The 17,852-nt window shown below is 69.5% G+C and carries 15 protein-coding genes; 5 read left to right on the top strand and 10 right to left on the bottom strand.

The window, feature by feature from the left end:
- Window positions 1-13: 13 nt before the first annotated feature.
- Complete coding sequence (locus tag AB0M27_RS24965; protein ID WP_365724218.1) at window positions 14-631, bottom strand: TetR/AcrR family transcriptional regulator; 618 nt, start codon at window positions 629-631, stop codon at window positions 14-16.
- 233 nt (window positions 632-864) lie between these two features.
- Between AB0M27_RS24965 and AB0M27_RS24970 the strand changes: the two genes are divergently transcribed.
- The 4 genes from AB0M27_RS24970 to AB0M27_RS24985 all read left to right on the top strand — a co-directional run bounded on the left by AB0M27_RS24970 (window position 865) and on the right by AB0M27_RS24985 (window position 5,123).
- A complete protein-coding gene (locus tag AB0M27_RS24970; protein WP_365724220.1) occupies window positions 865-1,833 on the top strand; it encodes a tetratricopeptide repeat protein in 969 nt (322 codons plus the stop codon).
- Window positions 1,834-2,457: 624 nt separating this feature from the next.
- Window positions 2,458-3,096 carry a DUF6230 family protein gene (locus AB0M27_RS24975; protein WP_365724222.1) on the top strand — a complete coding sequence of 213 codons (639 nt, stop codon included), beginning with the start codon at window positions 2,458-2,460 and terminating at the stop codon, window positions 3,094-3,096.
- 118 nt (window positions 3,097-3,214) lie between these two features.
- Entirely contained in the window at window positions 3,215-3,769 is a 555-nt protein-coding gene (locus AB0M27_RS24980; protein WP_365724223.1) for a DUF6114 domain-containing protein, read from the top strand.
- The gene (locus AB0M27_RS24985; RefSeq protein WP_365724225.1) at window positions 3,759-5,123 is read left to right on the top strand and encodes a hypothetical protein; all 1,365 of its coding nucleotides are present in this window, start codon (window positions 3,759-3,761) and stop codon (window positions 5,121-5,123) included. Before AB0M27_RS24980 ends, AB0M27_RS24985 begins: the two co-directional genes overlap by 11 nt.
- Before the next feature lie 98 nt (window positions 5,124-5,221).
- Here AB0M27_RS24985 and pyk read toward each other — a convergent pair whose 3' ends face one another.
- From pyk to pta, 3 genes are all read right to left on the bottom strand, one after another.
- Entirely contained in the window at window positions 5,222-6,652 is a 1,431-nt protein-coding gene (gene pyk, locus AB0M27_RS24990; RefSeq protein ID WP_365724227.1) for a pyruvate kinase, read from the bottom strand.
- 87 nt (window positions 6,653-6,739) lie between these two features.
- Window positions 6,740-7,948 (bottom strand): acetate kinase, encoded by a 1,209-nt coding sequence (locus AB0M27_RS24995; protein WP_365724229.1) that lies wholly within the window; start codon window positions 7,946-7,948, stop codon window positions 6,740-6,742.
- A 23-nt stretch (window positions 7,949-7,971) separates the two neighbouring features.
- Window positions 7,972-10,101: a phosphate acetyltransferase gene (gene pta, locus AB0M27_RS25000; protein WP_365724231.1), complete on the bottom strand. Its 2,130-nt coding sequence runs from the start codon at window positions 10,099-10,101 to the stop codon at window positions 7,972-7,974.
- A gap of 208 nt (window positions 10,102-10,309) precedes the next feature.
- On the opposite strand from pta, the gene AB0M27_RS25005 reads away from it, so the two are divergent.
- The gene (locus AB0M27_RS25005; protein ID WP_365724232.1) at window positions 10,310-11,335 is read left to right on the top strand and encodes an ATP-dependent 6-phosphofructokinase; all 1,026 of its coding nucleotides are present in this window, start codon (window positions 10,310-10,312) and stop codon (window positions 11,333-11,335) included.
- Between the two features lie 17 nt (window positions 11,336-11,352).
- Here the strand turns inward: AB0M27_RS25005 and AB0M27_RS25010 are convergent, their stop codons facing one another.
- The 6 genes from AB0M27_RS25010 to AB0M27_RS25035 all read right to left on the bottom strand — a co-directional run bounded on the left by AB0M27_RS25010 (window position 11,353) and on the right by AB0M27_RS25035 (window position 17,761).
- Window positions 11,353-12,042 carry a helix-turn-helix transcriptional regulator gene (locus AB0M27_RS25010; protein ID WP_365724234.1) on the bottom strand — a complete coding sequence of 230 codons (690 nt, stop codon included), beginning with the start codon at window positions 12,040-12,042 and terminating at the stop codon, window positions 11,353-11,355.
- Between the two features lie 141 nt (window positions 12,043-12,183).
- Window positions 12,184-13,011 (bottom strand): carbohydrate ABC transporter permease, encoded by an 828-nt coding sequence (locus AB0M27_RS25015; RefSeq protein WP_365724236.1) that lies wholly within the window; start codon window positions 13,009-13,011, stop codon window positions 12,184-12,186.
- A gap of 7 nt (window positions 13,012-13,018) precedes the next feature.
- Window positions 13,019-13,876, bottom strand: a complete 858-nt coding sequence (locus AB0M27_RS25020) for a sugar ABC transporter permease (protein WP_365724238.1) — start codon at window positions 13,874-13,876, stop codon at window positions 13,019-13,021.
- The gene (locus tag AB0M27_RS25025) at window positions 13,873-15,246 is read right to left on the bottom strand and encodes an extracellular solute-binding protein (protein ID WP_365724240.1); all 1,374 of its coding nucleotides are present in this window, start codon (window positions 15,244-15,246) and stop codon (window positions 13,873-13,875) included. The genes AB0M27_RS25020 and AB0M27_RS25025 overlap by 4 nt, the downstream gene beginning before the upstream one ends.
- Window positions 15,247-15,440: 194 nt before the next feature.
- A complete protein-coding gene (locus AB0M27_RS25030) occupies window positions 15,441-16,133 on the bottom strand; it encodes a response regulator (protein ID WP_365724242.1) in 693 nt (230 codons plus the stop codon).
- The gene (locus AB0M27_RS25035) at window positions 16,130-17,761 is read right to left on the bottom strand and encodes a sensor histidine kinase (protein ID WP_365724244.1); all 1,632 of its coding nucleotides are present in this window, start codon (window positions 17,759-17,761) and stop codon (window positions 16,130-16,132) included. Before AB0M27_RS25035 ends, AB0M27_RS25030 begins: the two co-directional genes overlap by 4 nt.
- Window positions 17,762-17,852 lie beyond the last annotated feature (91 nt).

A 17,852-nucleotide genomic window follows, 5' to 3' on the forward strand; every position in this document is an offset into this window, starting at 1 on the left:
GGGACGGGCGCAGCTACGCCGCGCCCGTCAGGCCCAGCAGCAGCACCCGCGTGAAGTCGCGCACCCACTCCTCGTCCGCCGGTTTGCCGCTCACCAGCGTGCGGTGGACCACCGCGCCCGCGACCACGTCGAAGATCAGGTCCACCGTGCGGGCGGACTCCTCCGGGTCGGGTTCCGGGGGGAGTTCGCCCCGGCTCTGGGCGCGGGCGCGGCCCTCCAGGACCAGACGCATCTGGCGCTCCACGATGGAGGCGCGGATCCGCTCGCGCAGGGCGTCGTCGCGGGTGGACTCGGCGACCACCGCCATCAGACCGCTCTTGGCCTCCGGACGGGCCAGGATGGCCGCGAACTGCAGGACCACGCCCTCGATGTCGGCGGCCAGGCTGCCGCGGTCGGGGAGCTCCAGCTCGTCGAAGAGTTCCGCCACCGCGTCGCACACCAGCTCGGGCTTGCCGGCCCAGCGGCGGTACAGCGTCGTCTTCGCAACCCCGGCCCGGGTCGCCACGTCTCCCAGGGTGAGCTTGGACCAGCCCAGTTCCACCAGCGCCTCCCGCGTCGCGGCCAGGATCGCGGTGTCCGCGGCGGCGCTGCGCGGGCGCCCGGTACGGCTGGCGGGAGTGCGGCTCTGCATCCCTTGACCATAACCGGCGGGATCTGTGCGGTCGTGAGGGAGATCACCGGGGAGTGGTGTCGCGCGGGGTCCGCATGGCATTACGCTACGAGTCGTAGCGAAAGCGCGTGAGGGCTCGTGACGGACGTACACGGGACGCACGCGAGTGGTGACCACGGGGGCGTGGGGTGGGGACCCGGCGCCCGCGCACGACACTTTTTCATTCCGGCGCGGTAACGGGGGAGGATAGACGCATGCAGCCACGGAACATGTCCATGAGCGGCGTCGTCGACCTCGCCGCGGTGAAGGCGGCCCAGGAGGCCAAGGCCAAGGCCGAGCAGACGCGCGCCGAGGTCGCCCGGCAGGGCGGCACAGGGGCCGTCGCCCCGGCCGATCTCGTCATCGACGTCGATGAGGCGGGCTTCGAGAGGGATGTCCTCCAGCGGTCCGCCGAAGTTCCCGTCGTGATCGACTTCTGGGCCGAGTGGTGTCAGCCCTGTAAGCAGCTGAGCCCGGTCCTGGAGCGGCTGGCCGTCGAGTACAACGGGCGCTTCCTCCTCGCCAAGATCGACGTCGACGCCAACCAGATGCTGATGCAGCAGTTCGGGGTGCAGGGCATCCCGGCCGTGTTCGCCGTTGTGGCCGGACAGGCGCTGCCCCTGTTCCAGGGGGCGGCCGGCGAGCAGCAGATCCGGCAGACCCTGGACCAGCTGGTGGAGGTCGCCGAGCAGCGGTTCGGCCTCACGGGTCTGACCGTCGACCCGGACGCGCAGCCGGGCGAGGTGGTCGCGCAGGAGCAGGTGGGGCCGTACGACGCGGCGCTGAACGCGGCCGCGGAGGCGCTGGACGCGGGCGACCTGGGCGGCGCCATCCGGGCCTACCAGAACGTGCTGGCCGACGACCCGGCCCACCCCGAGGCCAAGCTCGGCCTGGCGCAGGCCGAGTTGCTGCAGCGGGTGCAGGGTTTCGATCGGCAGAAGGTCCGTCAGGAGGCCGCGGAGAAGCCGAAGGACGTCGACGCGCAGATCGCCGCCGCCGACCTGGATCTGGTGGGCGGACATGTCGAGGACGCCTTCGGGCGGCTGATCGAGACCGTGCGGCGTACGGTGGGTGACGACCGGGACACCGTGCGGCGCCGGCTGCTCGAACTGTTCGAGGTCGTGGGACCCGAGGATCCGCGCGTGGTGGGCGCACGAAGGGCCCTCGCGCGCGCCCTGTTCTGACCAGTCGCTAAACGCCACGGCTTGTGATGCCGGGGTGAAAGGTTTGCCGACGAGTCGTCACGACGACTCTGCTTTACCAAATCTTGGTAATCGCGCAAACTGTTACTCGGAGTAAGTCGAAGCCGTTGGTCTGTCTGGTTTGATCCAGAGATCAACGGCTTTGCTCTGCCCTTGGATGCCACCCAGCGTCGCGCTCCGAGACCGGTCGGTCGTCCTCCGGTTATCCGGCCGTTACTAGCCAGTAACGAACCCCCTTGTGTCCGGGCCGAGAATGCACCACGATCGGCGACGCTCGGTCCATTCCCGTACCCCGGCAACCGGTCGGGTCACGGGAGAATCTGGGTCCCCACCGAGCAGAGCCGGCGGCAGTGGCGCCGGCTCTAGGACAGGGGGGTCTTCGTCCACTCGGCGAAGCCTGTCCAGCAAGGTTGTGCGTGATGCGTGTCAGGCGCGACCAGTGGTTGTCGCTCGGGGGTGATCGCCGGTGATTCGGGCGCGGTTCGCGCCGCCGAGCGCGGGCGTTCTCCTTCCCGAGGACGTAGCACTTCTCCCATCCCTGCCTGGCTGAGCCGCGATTCCGGGGCGAGTCCGGGCCAGGAGATGTACGTCCGAGAAGGAGGAAATATGGAGTCCCAGGTGCGTGGCGGGACCAGATGGAAGCGGTTCGCTGTGGTCATGGTGCCCAGCGTTGCCGCGACGGCCGCGATAGGTGTCGCCCTCGCGCAGGGCGCTCTCGCCGCTTCGTTCAGCGTGTCCGGCCAGTCGTTCAAGGTGTCCGCCGACCAGCTCGTGGGCACGGGCTTCGAGCAGTACGGCGCCCTCGACAGCGGTTACACGCTGGACGGCAAGAAGACGGCTCACCCGGTGGCCGTCTCGGCGTTCAAGCACGCCGAGATCACCAACCTGTGCCAGTCCGTCGTCACCCCGGATGTGCCGATCTTCGGCAGCGTCAGCCTGATCCTTCGGGCCGGCGGTGCGGGGCACGACAAGGTCCAGGCCGACAACATCTACATCGACGTTGCCGACCTGAACGCCGACGCCACCTTCAACAACATCGACATCGGTGTTGCTGCCAAGGACGCCGACAAGGGTCCGGGTATGAAGGGCGGCAGTGAGCAGTCCAACCCGTACGGCTTCGCACAGCAGGCCGACTCGGCCACGCTGGACAACGTGAAGCAGACGGCGTGGGCGACCACCGCCGGCACCTTCAAGCTCAGCGGACTGCACATGTCGCTGTCGACGGGTACGCACGAGTGCTACTAGGCACGCGGTGACGGGCGGGGGAGCCGGTGGCACCCCCGCCCGATCCACTCTCCGGCCGCGTTTTCACACGCGGCACACATCACCACCACAGCAACGCCGCACCAGGGAGCTGTTTTCCATGAGCGCCGAGACCTCTGCCGCCGCGCCCGGCCAGTTCACCCGCCGGAGGCTGCAGTTCCGCGCCTGGCGGGGCACGCGTCCGTTCTGGGCCGGACTGTTCGTCATGCTCGGCGGCTTTCCGATCATGTACTTCCCGTACGCCCACCTCCAGCTCGGCCATCTGACGCTGGCGATGGCGACCACCGCGGGCGCCGGATCCCTGATCATCGGTGTGTTGCTCATCGTCCTGGGCATCAGCCTCTGGTTCCAGAAGCACGTCCGCACCTTCGCGGGCGTCGCGGCGATCCTGCTCGCGCTGGTGTCCATCCCCGTGTCCAACTTCGGTGGCTTCGTCGTGGGCTTCCTCTTCGCCCTCATCGGCGGAGCGATGGCCGTGGCCTGGGCGCCGGGCGCGCCTCCGCAGCCGCAGCCGCCGGCCGAGGCCGCCCCGGGCGAGGGCAGTGCCCCGCAGGCCGCACCGCTGCCCGCGCAGCGCACGGACGCGGTGAAGTCGAACGACCTGTCAGGAACGAGCCCGGCCAACGGGGCGAACGGGAGGCACAGTGCCGGCTGACGAGGTGACCCGCGGGACCGATGTGGACGGGTCCCGCGCGAGAACCGGGCCCCGACACGCGGCCCCCAGAAAGCCGCTGTTCACCAGGTTCCACATGCCGGCCGGCAAGGCGATAGCCTCCGTGGCGATGCCGACGGCGGTGCTGATGGGCATGGGCTTCACGTCCACGCTGGCCCTCGCGGCCGGCGGCACCGGCCCGTCCCCGTCGACGACGTCCAAGAGCCTGACCGCGGACGAGTACAAAAACTGCGTGAGCGCGCTGGACGCGTCCAAGGACGCCTCGTCGTCGCCCTCGCCGTCCGCCTCGAAGAGCGGTGACACGGCCACGCCGTCGCCCTCGGCGAGCGCCGGCGCCAAGGACTCGAAGGACACGCAGTCCGGCGACTCGGGCAAGACCTCTTCGTCGGATTCAGGTTCCGGCGACAAGGCCACGCCCAAGCCGACCGCGACCTCCGGCTCGGACTCGGGCTCCGGCTCCTCGGCTTCGCCGTCGGGTTCCGGTGACACGGCCACGCCCACCCCGTCCGCGTCCAAGAGCAGCGGCGGTCTGCTGGGCACCCTCGGCGACACGCTCGGCGGCATCCTCGGCGGCGGCAGTTCGGACTCCGGCGGCTCCTCCTCGAGCCCGACGCCGTCCGCGACCCCGTCGGCGAGCGCGTCCTCGGACTCCTCGTCGAAGTCGGACTCGTCGTCGTCCGGTTCCAAGCTTTCCGACACCGTCGATGACACCGTCTCCAAGACCACCAAGACGGTCGGGGACACGGTGAAGAAGGCCACCGACACGGTCTCCAAGACGGCCGGGGACGCGACCAAGGCGGTCAACGACACGGCCGAGTCGGCCACGCCGAGCCCGTCCGCGAGCTCCTCGACCTCGGCGCAGGACTGCCCCACGGCCACGACCGACGTGAGCGGCGTCGACAACAAGGTGCCGGTGGCGGACGACCCCTGGTACCTCAGCGCCAGCTCGCTGCTGCTCAAGGGCGCCGACTACCAGGGCATCGTCGAGGTGAAGACGGCGTCCGGCACCACCAAGAAGGTGCTGAAGTACGTCATCTCCGACGGCACGGACATCGGCGACCTGCACCAGACGGTGAACGACAAGCTCTCCGGCAAGACCTACCACGTCCAGGCGGCCAAGGGCTCGACGTCCACCATCCGGGGCGGCGCCACCACGATGTACACCCAGAGCATCTCGGGCAACCTGTTCGGTCTGATCCCGATGACGTTCACGCCCGACAGCCCGCCCCCGCTGAACCTGCCGCTGATCTACTTCACCAACGTCAAGGTGGTCCAGGCGGCACAGTTCGGCGGCAACCTGCACGTGCCCGGCATGCATGTGTACACGACCGACTGACCGGTCCTGCAAAGCCCGTTCGGGAGCCGCACACAGCTGAGGGCGCCCCCTGGTCCAGGGGGCGCCCTCAGCGCCGTACAAGGCCCTTGTGGGGCTTGTCAGTTGTTCTGCGTGCCGCCGAGGTGGTGGACGCGCAGCATGTTGGTGGTGCCGGGGACGCCGGGGGGCGAGCCGGCGGTGATGATGACCGTGTCGCCGGCGTCGAAGCGGCCCAGCCGGGCGATCTCCTGGTCGACCAGGTCGACCATCTCGTCGGTGGTGTTCACGAACGGCACGACGTGCGACTCCACGCCCCAGCTCAGGGTGAGCTGGTTGCGGGTGCCCTCGTCCGTGGTGAAGGCGATGATCGGCTGGGTCGCGCGGTAGCGGGAGAGCCGGCGCGCGGTGTCACCGGACTGGGTGAAGGCGACCAGGCCCCGGCCGCCGAGGAAGTCGGCGATCTCGCAGGCCGCGCGGGCCACCGAACCGCTCTGGGTGCGCGGCTTCTTGCCCGGCACCAGCGGCTGCAGGCCCTTGGAGAGCAGCTCCTGCTCGGCCGCCTGGACGATCTTCGACATCGTCTTGACCGTCTCGACCGGGTACGCGCCCACGCTGGACTCGGCCGACAGCATGACCGCGTCGGCGCCGTCCAGGATCGCGTTGGCCACGTCGGAGGCCTCGGCGCGGGTCGGACGCGAGTTGGTGATCATCGACTCCATCATCTGGGTCGCCACGATCACCGGCTTGGCGTTGCGCCGGCACAGCTCGATCAGGCGCTTCTGCACCATGGGGACCTTCTCGAGCGGGTACTCGACGGCGAGGTCACCGCGGGCGACCATCACACCGTCGAACGCCATCACGACGCCCTCCATGTTCTCCACCGCCTGCGGCTTCTCCACCTTGGCGATGATCGGGACCCGGCGGCCCTCCTCGTCCATGACGCGGTGCACGTCGTGGACGTCCTTGGCGTCCCGGACGAAGGACAGCGCGACCAGGTCGCAGCCCATGCGGAGGGCGAAGCGCAGGTCCTCGACGTCCTTCTCGCTCAGCGCGGGCACGTTGACGGCCGTGCCGGGCAGGTTGATGCCCTTGTGGTCGGAGACGACACCTCCCTCGATGACGATCGTCTTCACCCGGGGGCCCTCGACGTCCAGGACCTTCAGCTCGACGTTGCCGTCGTTGATCAGGACCTGGTCGCCGCGCGAGACGTCGCCCGGCAGCCCCTTGTACGTCGTACCGCAGATGCTCTTGTCGCCCGGCACGTCCTCGGTCGTGATGACGAACTCGTCACCGCGCTCGAGTTCGACCGGACCCTCGGCGAAGGTCTCCAGGCGGATCTTCGGGCCCTGCAGGTCGGCGAGGACGCCGATGGGCCGGCCGGTCTCCTTGGACGCGGCCCGGACGCGGTCGTACCGCGCCTGGTGTTCGGCGTGGGAGCCGTGGCTGAAGTTGAACCGGGCCACATTCATGCCCGCCTCGATCATGGCGACGAGCATCTCGTGGGAGTCGACCGCAGGGCCGAGAGTACAGACGATTTTCGAACGGCGCATGGGGCGATCCTATCGGTTTGTTTCGCTACGGAATATTCCGTCTGGCGGAAGATACAAATGAGTGCCGCACCGCTCAGGTGCTGGTATTCAGTTGTTCTTTCCGACCAGTGCGTAGGTCTGCGTCGCGATCTCCAGTTCTTCATCCGTCGGAACCACGGCCACCGCCACCCGCGCCGACTCCGGCGAGATCAGCCGGGGCTCGCCGGAACGCACCGCGTTCAGCTCCGGGTCGACGGCCAGGCCAAGGCCCGCCAGGCCCGCGATCGCCGCCTCCCGCACGGGCGCCGCGTTCTCGCCGACGCCGGCCGTGAACGCGACCGCGTCCACCTTCCCCAGTACGGCGTAATAGGCGCCGATGTACTTCTTGAGCCGGTGAATGTAAATGTCGAACGCGAGAGCGGCCTCTTCGTCACCCTCGTCGATCCGGCGGCGGATCTCCCGCATGTCGTTGTCCCCGCACAGACCGAACAGACCGCTCCTCTTGTTGAGAAGAGTGTCGATCTCGTCCATGGACATTCCGCCAACCCGGGCCAAATGGAAGATGACGGCCGGATCCACATCACCGGAGCGCGTACCCATCACCAGGCCCTCCAAAGGAGTGAGCCCCATGGAGGTGTCCACGCACCGGCCCTTCTCCACCGCGGACGCCGAGGCGCCGTTGCCCAGGTGCAGCACGATCACGTTGACCTCGGACGGGTCCTTGCCCAGCAGCCGCGCGGTCTCCCGGGAGACGTACGCGTGCGAGGTGCCGTGGAAGCCGTAGCGCCGGATGCGGTGCCGGTCGGCGATCTTCGGGTCCAGCGCGTAGCGCGCCGCCGACTCCGGCATCGTCGTGTGGAACGCGGTGTCGAAGACGGCGACCTGGGGCAGGTCGGGGCGCAGCGCCTGGGCGGTGCGGATGCCGGTGAGGTTGGCCGGGTTGTGCAGCGGGGCGACCGGGATCAGCCGCTCGATCTCGCTGAGCACCTCGTCGTCGATGACGGTCGGCTCGGTGAAGAACATGCCGCCGTGCACCACCCGGTGCCCGATCGCGGCCAGCTCCGGCGAGTCCAGGCCCAGGCCGTCCCGGCTCAGCTCCTCGGCGACCGCCTTGAGCGCGGCGTCGTGGTCGGCGATCGGCCCGGTGTGCTCGCGGGTGTCGCCGGAGGTGAGGCAGGTGTGCTTGAGCCGGGAGGTCTGCTCGCCGATGCGCTCCACCAGGCCGACGGCGAGCCGGTGGGCGTCACGCATGTCGAGCAGCTGGTACTTCACCGACGAGGAGCCGGAGTTCAGGACGAGGACACGGGTCGCGGTCACGGTGATGTGGATGCTCTCTGTACTCAGTTGGCGGGCGTCTGGGCCTGGATCGCCGTGATGGCGACGGTGTTCACGATGTCCTGGACGAGCGCGCCCCGGGACAGGTCGTTGACCGGCTTGCGCAGCCCCTGCAGGACCGGTCCGACGGCTATCGCGCCGGCCGAGCGCTGCACGGCCTTGTAGGTGTTGTTGCCGGTGTTGAGGTCGGGGAAGATCAGCACGCTGGCCTGCCCCGCGACCTCGGAGCCGGGCAGCTTGGTCGCGGCGACGGACGGCTCCACGGCCGCGTCGTACTGGATCGGACCCTCGATCTTCAGGTCCGGTCGCCTGCCGCGGGCCAGCTCGGTGGCCTCGCGCACCTTCTCGACGTCGGCGCCCGAGCCGGAGGTGCCGGTGGAGTACGACAGCATCGCGATCCTGGGCTCCACGCCGAACCGGGCGGCCGTACCGGCGGACTGGATGGCGATGTCCGCGAGCTGCTCGGCGTTCGGGTCGGGGTTGACCGCGCAGTCGCCGTAGACCAGCACCTTGTCGGCCAGGCACATGAAGAAGACGGACGAGACGATCGACGACTCGGGCCGGGCCCGCCCGTCTCCCACCGCCGCCCTATCCGACGCGCTTCGCGCGGCCCCCTTTGCTCCTATGATCTCGAAGGCGGGGCGGATGGTGGCCGCCGTGGAGTGCACCGACCCGGACACCATGCCGTCGGCCAGGCCCTCCTGGACCATCAGGGTGCCGAAGTAGTTGACGTCCGACGCGACGTCGTAGGCCAGCTCGACCGTGACGCCCTTGTGGGCCCGGAGCTGGGCGTACTTCTCGGCGAAGGAGTCGCGCAGTTCGGAGGTGGCCGGGTCGATCAGCCGGGCGTCGCCGAGGTCGATGCCGAGGTCGGCGGCCTTCTTGCGGATCTGGTCCTCGGGCCCGAGCAGGGTCAGGTCGCACACGCCCCGGCGCAGCAGCACCTCGGCCGCGTGCAGCACCCGCGACTCGGTGCCCTCCGGCAGCACGACCCGCCGCTTGTCGGAGCGGGCCTGCTCCAGCAGCTTGTGCTCGAACATCATCGGGGTGACCCGGTCGCTGCTGGGGGCGCTCACGCGCGCGACCAGCTCGGCGGTGTCGGCGTACCGCTCGAACAGACCGAGAGCGGTCTCCGCCTTGCGCGGGGTGGCCGCGTTCAGCTTGCCCTCCAGGGAGAACAGCCGCTCGGCGGTGGGGAAGCTGTTGCCCGTCACGGAGAGCACCGGGGTGCCCGGGGCGAGGCGGGCGGCGAGGGTGAGGATCTCCTCGCTCGGCACCTCGTTCAGGGTGAGCAGGACGCCGGCTATCGGCGGGGTGCCGGCACTGTGCGCGGCCAGCGAGCCGACGACCAGGTCGGCGCGGTCGCCCGGGGTCACCACCAGGCAGCCGGGGGTCAGGGCGCCCAGCAGGTTGGGCAGCATCGCGCCGCCGAAGACGAAGCCGAGGGTGTCCCGGGCGAGCCCGGAGTCGTCGCCGAGCAGGACCTTGGCGTCGAGGACGTGGGCGATCTGGGAGACGGTCGGCGCGGACAGCGCGGGCTCGTCGGGGACTACGTAGCAGGGCACCGGCAGCCGGTTCGCGAGCCGCTCGGCGATCTCGTCGCGGTCCTCGCGGGCCACCCGGTTGGTGACCATCGCCAGCACGTCGCAGCCCAGGCCGTCGTAGGCGCGGTAGGCGTTGCGTGTCTCGGCGAGCACCGACTCGGTGGTCTGCCCGCGGCCACCGACCACCGGGATCACGGACGCGCCGAACTCGTTGGCGAGGCGGGCGTTCAGCGACAGCTCGTCCGGCAGCTGGGTGTCGGCGAAGTCGGTGCCGAGGACGAGGACGACGTCGTAGTCACGCGCCACCAGGTGGAAGCGGTCGACCAGCGCGGAGACCAGCTCGTCGGTGCCCTGTTCGGCCTGGAGCGCGGACGCCTCCTGGTAGTCCATGCCGTAGACCGTCGCCGGATCCTGCGAGAGGCGGTACCGCGCCCGCAGCAGTTCGAACAGCCGGTCGGGGCCGTCGTGCACGAGCGGACGGAACACGCCCACCCGGTCGACCTGCCGGGTCAGGAGCTCCATGACCCCCAGCTCCACGACCTGGCGGCCGTCACCGCGGTCGATCCCGGTCACGTACACGCTGCGCGTCACGCGTCCACTCCATTTCTCATATCGTGTGACCTGTATGTCTTAAATGTCGCGTCTTCGGCATAAAAATCGCCCACCAAGGTGAGCAGAACCCTCTTGACAATACCCCTGGCCCCGGATAAGACGCCCGTCAAGTGCCTCCCTGCCCGGTGGACGTGAAACAATCGACACTGGCTCACCGGTAACGACAGCGAGCAGGAGACACAGCACGATGCGCATCGGAGTTCTCACCGCAGGCGGCGACTGCCCCGGCCTGAACGCCGTGATCCGGTCGGTCGTGCACCGGGCGGTTGCGCAGTACGGCGACGAGGTCATCGGCTTCGAGGACGGCTACCGGGGTCTGCTCGACCGGCACTACCGCAGCCTCGACCTGGACGGGGTCAGCGGCATCCTGGCCCGCGGCGGCACCATCCTCGGCTCGTCCCGGCTGGAGCGCGACCGGCTGCGCGAGGCCTGCGAGGGGGCAGCCGATATGGTCGAGGAGTTCGGCATCGACGCGCTGATCCCGATCGGCGGCGAGGGCACGCTGACCGCGGCCCGCATGCTCTCCGACGCGGGCCTCCCGGTCGTCGGTGTCCCCAAGACCATCGACAACGACATCTCCTCCACCGACCGCACCTTCGGCTTCGACACGGCCGTCGGCGTCGCGACGGAGGCGATGGACCGCCTGAAGACCACGGCCGAGTCCCACCAGCGCGTGATGGTCGTCGAGGTCATGGGCCGGCACGCCGGCTGGATCGCCCTGGAGTCCGGCATGGCCGCCGGCGCCCACGGCATCTGCCTGCCCGAGCGCCCCTTCGACCCCGCCCACCTGGTCAAGATGGTCGAGGAGCGCTTCGACCGCGGCAAGAAGTTCGCCGTCATCTGCGTCGCCGAGGGCGCCCACCCGGCCGAGGGCACCATGGACTACGGCAAGGGTGAGATCGACCAGTACGGCCACGAGCGCTTCCAGGGCATCGGCACCGCGCTGGCGTACGAGCTGGAGCGGCGCCTCGGCAAGGAGGCCAAGCCGGTCATCCTCGGCCACGTCCAGCGCGGCGGCGTCCCCACCGCCTACGACCGTGTCCTCGCCACCCGCTTCGGCTGGCACGCCGTCGAGGCCGCGCACCGCGGCGAGTTCGGCAAGATGACCGCGCTGCGTGGCACCGACATCGTGATGGTGCCGCTCGCGGAGGCGGTCACCGAGCTGAAGACGGTTCCCAAGGACCGCATGGACGAGGCGGAGTCGGTCTTCTAGACAGTTTTGCCGGCCTTCTAGACCGTCCTGTCCTCCACGCTCCGCCAGAAGTTCTCCACGATCCGGTCGAGGAAGTCCCGGCCGGACTCGCTGGCGCTTCTGCTGCCGCCGCCCCAGCTCAGGGTGGCGGCCATGTGGCCCTGGTAGTCCTCCTGCAGTTCCTGCAGGACGGCTTCGAGGACGTTCCGGTCCACGGGCGCCAGCTTCGCCACCGGACGCACATAGGCCTGCCAGCGGGTGGTCACCGCGCTGTGCAGCAGTTCGGCGAGCTTCGCCTCGCGGCCGGTGACGGCGACGAAGTCGGGCAGGGCGAGATCCAGCACCCGGGCGAGCGCGGCCGACTGGCGCTCGTTGCCCCGCCACTGCCCGCTCTCCTCCATGCGCACGTAGGTACGCAGATCCATGTCCACGGCACGGGCGACGTCCTCGGGCGCGACCGCGCGGGCGATGCGGTGCTCGCGCAGGGTCTGCGGCCGGCCGAGGAGTTCACCCGGGGAACACCACAACACACCGGCCAGTGCTGTGAGTTCCGGGTGGCTGGGGGCGGCGGCGCCGCGTTCCCAGGCGATCACCAGATCGGGTGTGACGTACGGCAGCCCGTACGAGGCCCGCATGCCGTAGGCGACGTGCTCGGGGCCCATACCGAGGGCGGCGCGCAGCCGGCGGGCCGCCGGGGCGTTGAAGGGGGGAGCTGAGGGTTGGCGCACCTCGCACAAGCTAGAGGTGGTGTGACGGCGTGGCTACGGTCTGTTCGGACAGGATCACGGGTTGGCGGAACGTACAGTTCCGGCCGTTCGGTATGTAACGGACGGACCACCCTTCCGGCTCATCCCTTGACCACCTCTCCCTCACCCCTTGACCGCCCCGCCCAGGGCGAAACCGCCGCCCAGCCTGCGCGCCACCAGGACGTAGAGCAGGATCACGGGCGTCGAGTAGATGACGGAGAACGCGGCGAGCTGGCCGTACGCCACCATGCCCCGGTTGCCGAAGAAGTCGTTGATGCTGACCGAGGCCGGCATCTGGTCCGGGGTGAGCAGCAGCATGAACGGGACGAAGAAGTTCCCCCACATCATCACGAACGAGAACACCGTGACGACGGCGAGCCCCGGCCCCATCAGCGGCAGCACGATCCGGACCAGGGACTGCAGCGAGGACGCCCCGTCCGTCCAGGCCGCCTCCTCCAGCTCCTTCGGCACCCCGTCCATGAAGTTCTTCATCAACCAGATCGCGAACGGGAGTTGGGAGGCGGCGAAGAACAGGATCGTGCCCTGCAGGGTGTCGATCAGGTTCACCCGTACGAACAGCGCGTACACGGGCACCATGATCGCGGTGATCGGCAGGCTCGTCGCGAACAGGATCGACAGCAGGAACGGCCGGTTGAGCCGGGAGCGGAACCGGGAGAGCGGATACGCGGCGAGTGCGGCGCAGGCGACGGTCAGCGCGGTGCCGCCGCCGCACAGGATCAGGCTGTTGAGCAGCGGGGTGTAGGTGATGTCCGGGGTCAGGATCGCGTCGAAGTTGCCGAGGGTGAACCCGTCCGGGATCCTCACCCTGAGGTCCGCGTGGGGATCCACGGAGGACAGCACCACCCAGGCCAGGGGAAGCGCGAAGGCGACGGCCACGACGAGGAGCGAGACATTGGCGGCGAGCCGCCGCGAGGTGCGCTTGCGAGGCATTCCGTGCTCACACCTCCGTCCGCAGCAGCCGCAGATAGACGACCGAGAACAGCGACCCGACGAGCAGCAGGAGCAGGGCGACCGCGGTGCCGTACCCGATCATGCTGTTCTGGAATGCCTGTTCGTACATGAACAGCGGCAGGGTCTGGCTCTTGTTGCCGGGCCCGCCCCGGGTCATCACCCAGATCAGCCCGAAGACGGACAGCGTCTGCAGGGTGTTCAGCATCAGGTTGGTGCCGATGGACCGCCGGATCATCGGCAGGGTGATGTGCCACGTCCGCCGCCATCCGCCGGCCCCGTCCACCTCGGCGGCCTCCGTGATCTCGCCGGGTATCTCGTCCAGCGCGGCGGAGTAGACGAGCATCGAGAACGCCGTACCGCGCCAGACGTTGGCGAAGGACACGGCAAGGATGGGCAGCGTGAACAGCCAGTTCTGGCCGGGCAGATGAAGCCGGTCCAGGATGGCGTTGAGGGTCCCCTCGCGCCGGAAGAAGGCGTACAGCAGGAACCCGGCGACCACTTCCGGCAGCACCCACGCCGTGACCACGACCCCGCCGGTGAGCGTGCGCACCGGTTTCGAGGCGCGCTTCATGAGCGCGGCCAGGGCGAGCCCCAGTGTGTTCTGCCCGACGAGCGAGGACAGCACGGTGAACACCAGGGTCAGCCAGACGGCGTTCAGGAACGCCTCGTCCTGAAAGGCGTGCCGGAAGTTGTCGAACCCGACGAACGACGAGTGTGCCTGGCCGGTCAACTGCAGGTCGGTGAAGGCGATCCAGACGCAGTAGGCGATCGGCCCGGCGAGGAAGAGCAGGAGGAGGACGACGGCGGGGGTGAGCGGGAGTGCGCGGCCGATCCGGCGCCTCATTTGGTGACCACTTGGCCGCCGGTCACGTCCTTGAGCGTGTCGTCGTACCCGCTCGCCGCCTTCTCCACCGACTGGTCACCGGTCGTCACGCCCTCCATGGCCTCCTGGATGGCCGTCGACACCTTCGGGTACGCCGGATACGCGGGCCGGTAGTGCGTGCTGGACACCAGGTCGGTGAAGAACCTGATGCCGGGCTGGGCGGAGGCGTACGAGGGGTCGGCGGCGACGTCCTTCCGTACGGAGATCCCGGAGTTGGCGATGTACCACTTCTTGGCGTTCGCCTCGGTCTGCATGGTCTTGATGAAGTCGAAGGCGAGGTCCGGGTTGCCGGCCTTGGCCGGGATGGCCCAGGTCCAGCCGCCGGACATGCTCACCTTGCCCGGGGCCTGCCCGGCTTGCGTGGGCATGTACGCCAGTCCCAGCCGCTTGGACCAGTCGGGCCACTCGTGCCCGCTGCCCGGCAGCCACTCCTGCGGCAGCCAGGAGCCGTCGAGGTCGATGCCGAGCCTGCCCTGGGGGAGGAGCTCGCCGTTGACACTGGTGGCGAAGTTGGGGTCAAGGGCGTCGGAGACGTCGGGCCCGAGCTTCTCCTTGTAGACGGTCTCGACGAACCTCAGCGAGTCCTTGAAGCCCTGACCGGTCGTGATCCACTTCTTCGTCGTGCTGTCGTAGAGCGGATCGGAGGTGCCGTCGCCCGTGCCGTACAGGAGCATCTCGAATCCCTGCATGGTGGCGCGTTCACCCGCCGGCTTGCCGGTGTAGACGTTGAGCGGCGTCACGCCGGGGACCTTCTGCTTGATGGTCCGGGCGGCGGCGAGGACGTCGTCCCAGTTCTTCGGCTGCCAGTTCTCCGGGAGCCCGGCCTTCCGGAACACCCGCTTGTCGAACCACAGCCCACGGGTGTCGGTCCCGTCCGGAACGCCGTACGTCTTCCCGTCCTGCCCCTTCGCCGCCGCTTTGGCGGTGTCGATGAACTGATTCCAGTCCGGCCACTTGGCGAGGTACCGGTCGAGGGGCTTCAAGTACCCGCTGGTGATGTCGGAGTTGATGAGGAAAGTGTCCTCGTAGACGAGGTCCGGCGCGGTTCTCGGCGACCGCAGCATCTGCTGCAGCTTGGTGTAGTACTCGGCGTCCGGGGCCTTGATCGGCACGAACTCGACTTTCTTCCCCGGGTACTTCTGCTCGAAGTCCTTCTTGATCCCGGCGAGGTAGGTGTCCATCACCTTCACCGAGTTGTCCGTGGACTGCTTGTACGACACCTTGATCGTGTCCGGACTGCTGCCGGAGCCGTTGCCGCACGCGGTGAGGGCGCTTGCGGCGAGAGCGGCGGCGAGGAGGGCGGAGTAAGCGGCGGTGGGGCGCACGGGCATGACCTCCTGAGGGCGCACTGCTGAGTGGCCAGGTGGTTGCCGTGCGAAGGTAAGAGGAGTGGTCTAGTCAGGTCAATGAGCTTGCGCAGGATTGGAGTTCGGCGTCCAGCTCGTCTCGTACGACCGCGTCAGGACCACGTCGATCGCGGCCGGCATGCCGGCATGCGGCTGCGGGCCTCCAGGTCTCCCCGGTCTCACCGCCCCTGCGCCACCCACCGATACACCAGCTCCGGCCTCCCCACCTGCCCGTACACCGGCTTCCGTGCGGCCCTCCCCGCCTCCACCAGGTGTTCCAGATACCGCCGGGCCGTGATCCGCGAGATGCCCACCGCCTCGGCCACCCCGGCCGCGGTCAGGCCCTCGGAAGCCTCCCGCAGTGCTCCCGTCACCCGCTCCAGCGTCGGACCGCTCAAGCCCTTTGGCAGGGCCGCGGGCGACGGGGCGCGCAGGGCCGCCAGGGCCCGGTCGACCTCGTCCTGGCCGCTCGCCTCGCCGGCCGCCGCACGGAACTCGGCGTAGCGGACCAGGCGGTCCCGGAGCGTGGCGAAGGTGAAGGGCTTCAGGACGTACTGGACGACGCCCAGGGAGACGCCCTCGCGGACCACCGCCAGGTCCCGGGCCGACGTGACCGCTATGACGTCCGTGTGGTGGCCGGCCGCGCGCAGGGAGCGGGCCAGCTGCAATCCGTGCACATCCGGCAGATGCAGGTCCAGCAGGAGCAGGTCCACGGCCGTACGGTCCAGGAAACGCCGTGCCTCCGCGCCCGTGTGTGCCTTGCCCACCGCGACGAATCCCGGCACCCGGCCGACGTACATGACGTGCGCGTCGGCGGCCACCGGGTCGTCCTCGACGACCAGGACGCGGATGGGCTGCTGCTCGTTCCTCATCTGCCGCCACCCGTGGTTGTCCGCAGCGGCAACCGCACCTCGAACACCGCTCCGCCCTCACCCTCCTCGTCGGACTCCGTCACCGTCAACGTGCCCTCGTGGCGGTTCACCGCCTGCCGGACCAGGGCCAGCCCGAGGCCCCGGCCGCCGGGCCCGGCCGGCTTCGTCGAGAACCCCCGCTGGAATACCAGGTCGGCATGGTCCGGGTCGACACCGGGACCCGTGTCGGACACCTTGAGGACCACCTCGGTGTCCGAGGCGTACGCCGTCACCGTCACCCGCGCCCGTGCGCTGCCCTGCGCCGCGTCCACCGCGTTGTCGATCAGGTTGCCGAGGATGGTGACCAGGTCGCGGGCGGAGAGGTCGTCGGGGAGCAGGCCGTCGTCCAGGCGGCTGTCCGGGGACACGACCAGCTCCACGCCCCGCTCGTTGGCCTGGGCCGTCTTGCCGAGCAGCAGGGCGGCGAGCACCGGTTCGCCGACCGCCGCGACCACCTGGTCGGTCAGCGCCTGGGCCAGCTCCAGTTCCGCCGTGGCGAACTCCACCGCCTCCTCGGCCCGGCCCAGCTCGATCAGCGACACCACCGTGTGCAGGCGGTTGGCGGCCTCGTGCGCCTGTGAGCGCAGCGCCTGGGTGAAGCCCCGCTCCGAGTCCAACTCGCCCATCATGGACTGGAGTTCGGTGACGTCGCGCAACGTCGCGACCGTTCCCCGGCGCTCGCCTCCCGACACCGGGGAGGTGTTCACCACCAGCACCCGGGACGCCGTCAGGTGCACCTCGTCCACCCGGGGCTCGGAGGACAGCAGCGCGCCGGTCAGCGGGGCCGGCAGGCCCAGGTCGGCCACCGAGCGGCCGATCAGCTCCGTGTCGGGAGCCCCGAGGCCCAGCAGCTCCCGTCCGCCGTCGTTGATCAGGGCCACCCTGTACTGCCCGTCCAGCATCAGCAGGCCCTCGCGGACCGCGTGCAGCGCCGCCTGGTGGTAGTCGTGCATCCGGCTCAGCTCGGTGGCGTTCATGCCGTGGGTGTGGCGGCGCAGGCGCGCGTTGATCACGTACGTGCCCACCGCGCCCAGCAGCAGGGTGGCGCCGGCGAAGCCGAGCAGGGCCGTGACCTGGCCCTGGACCCGGGCGCTGATCGCCTCGACCTTGATACCGGCGCTGACCAGGCCGATGACGTGGCCGTTCTCCTCGACCGGGGTCACCGCGCGGACGGAGGGGCCGAGGGTGCCGGTGTAGGTCTCGGTGAAGGTGTGGCCGTGCAGGGCGGGGCCGATACGGCCGAGGAAGCGTTTGCCGATCTGTTTCCGGTCGGGGTGGGTCCAGCGGATGCCCGCCGGGTTCATGATCGTGACGAAGTCGACGTCCGCGTCCCGCATGACCATGAGCGCGTACGGCTCCAGTTCCACCGTGGGGTGGGAGGTGTGGATCGCCGAGCGGACCGAGGGGGCGTCCGCGATCGAGCGGGCCACCGCGGTGACCTGGCGGACCGCCGCGTCCTCGGCCTGCCGCTGGTCGCTCACGTAGGTGAACAGCGCGTACCCGGCCACGACCACCGCTATCAGCACGGCCTGCATGGCGAACAGCTGGCCGGCGAGGCTGCGGGGCCGGGGGAGGGACGGGAGGCGCATGTCAGCAGTGTGCCTCCCCGGTTAAGCGTGAACTAAATGAACGGAAGGGTGACCGCCCTCACAGGTCGGGAGATAGTCACGGCATTCCCCA

It is taken from the genome of Streptomyces sp. NPDC052107 (assembly GCF_040680215.1).
Lineage (GTDB): Bacteria > Actinomycetota > Actinomycetes > Streptomycetales > Streptomycetaceae > Streptomyces.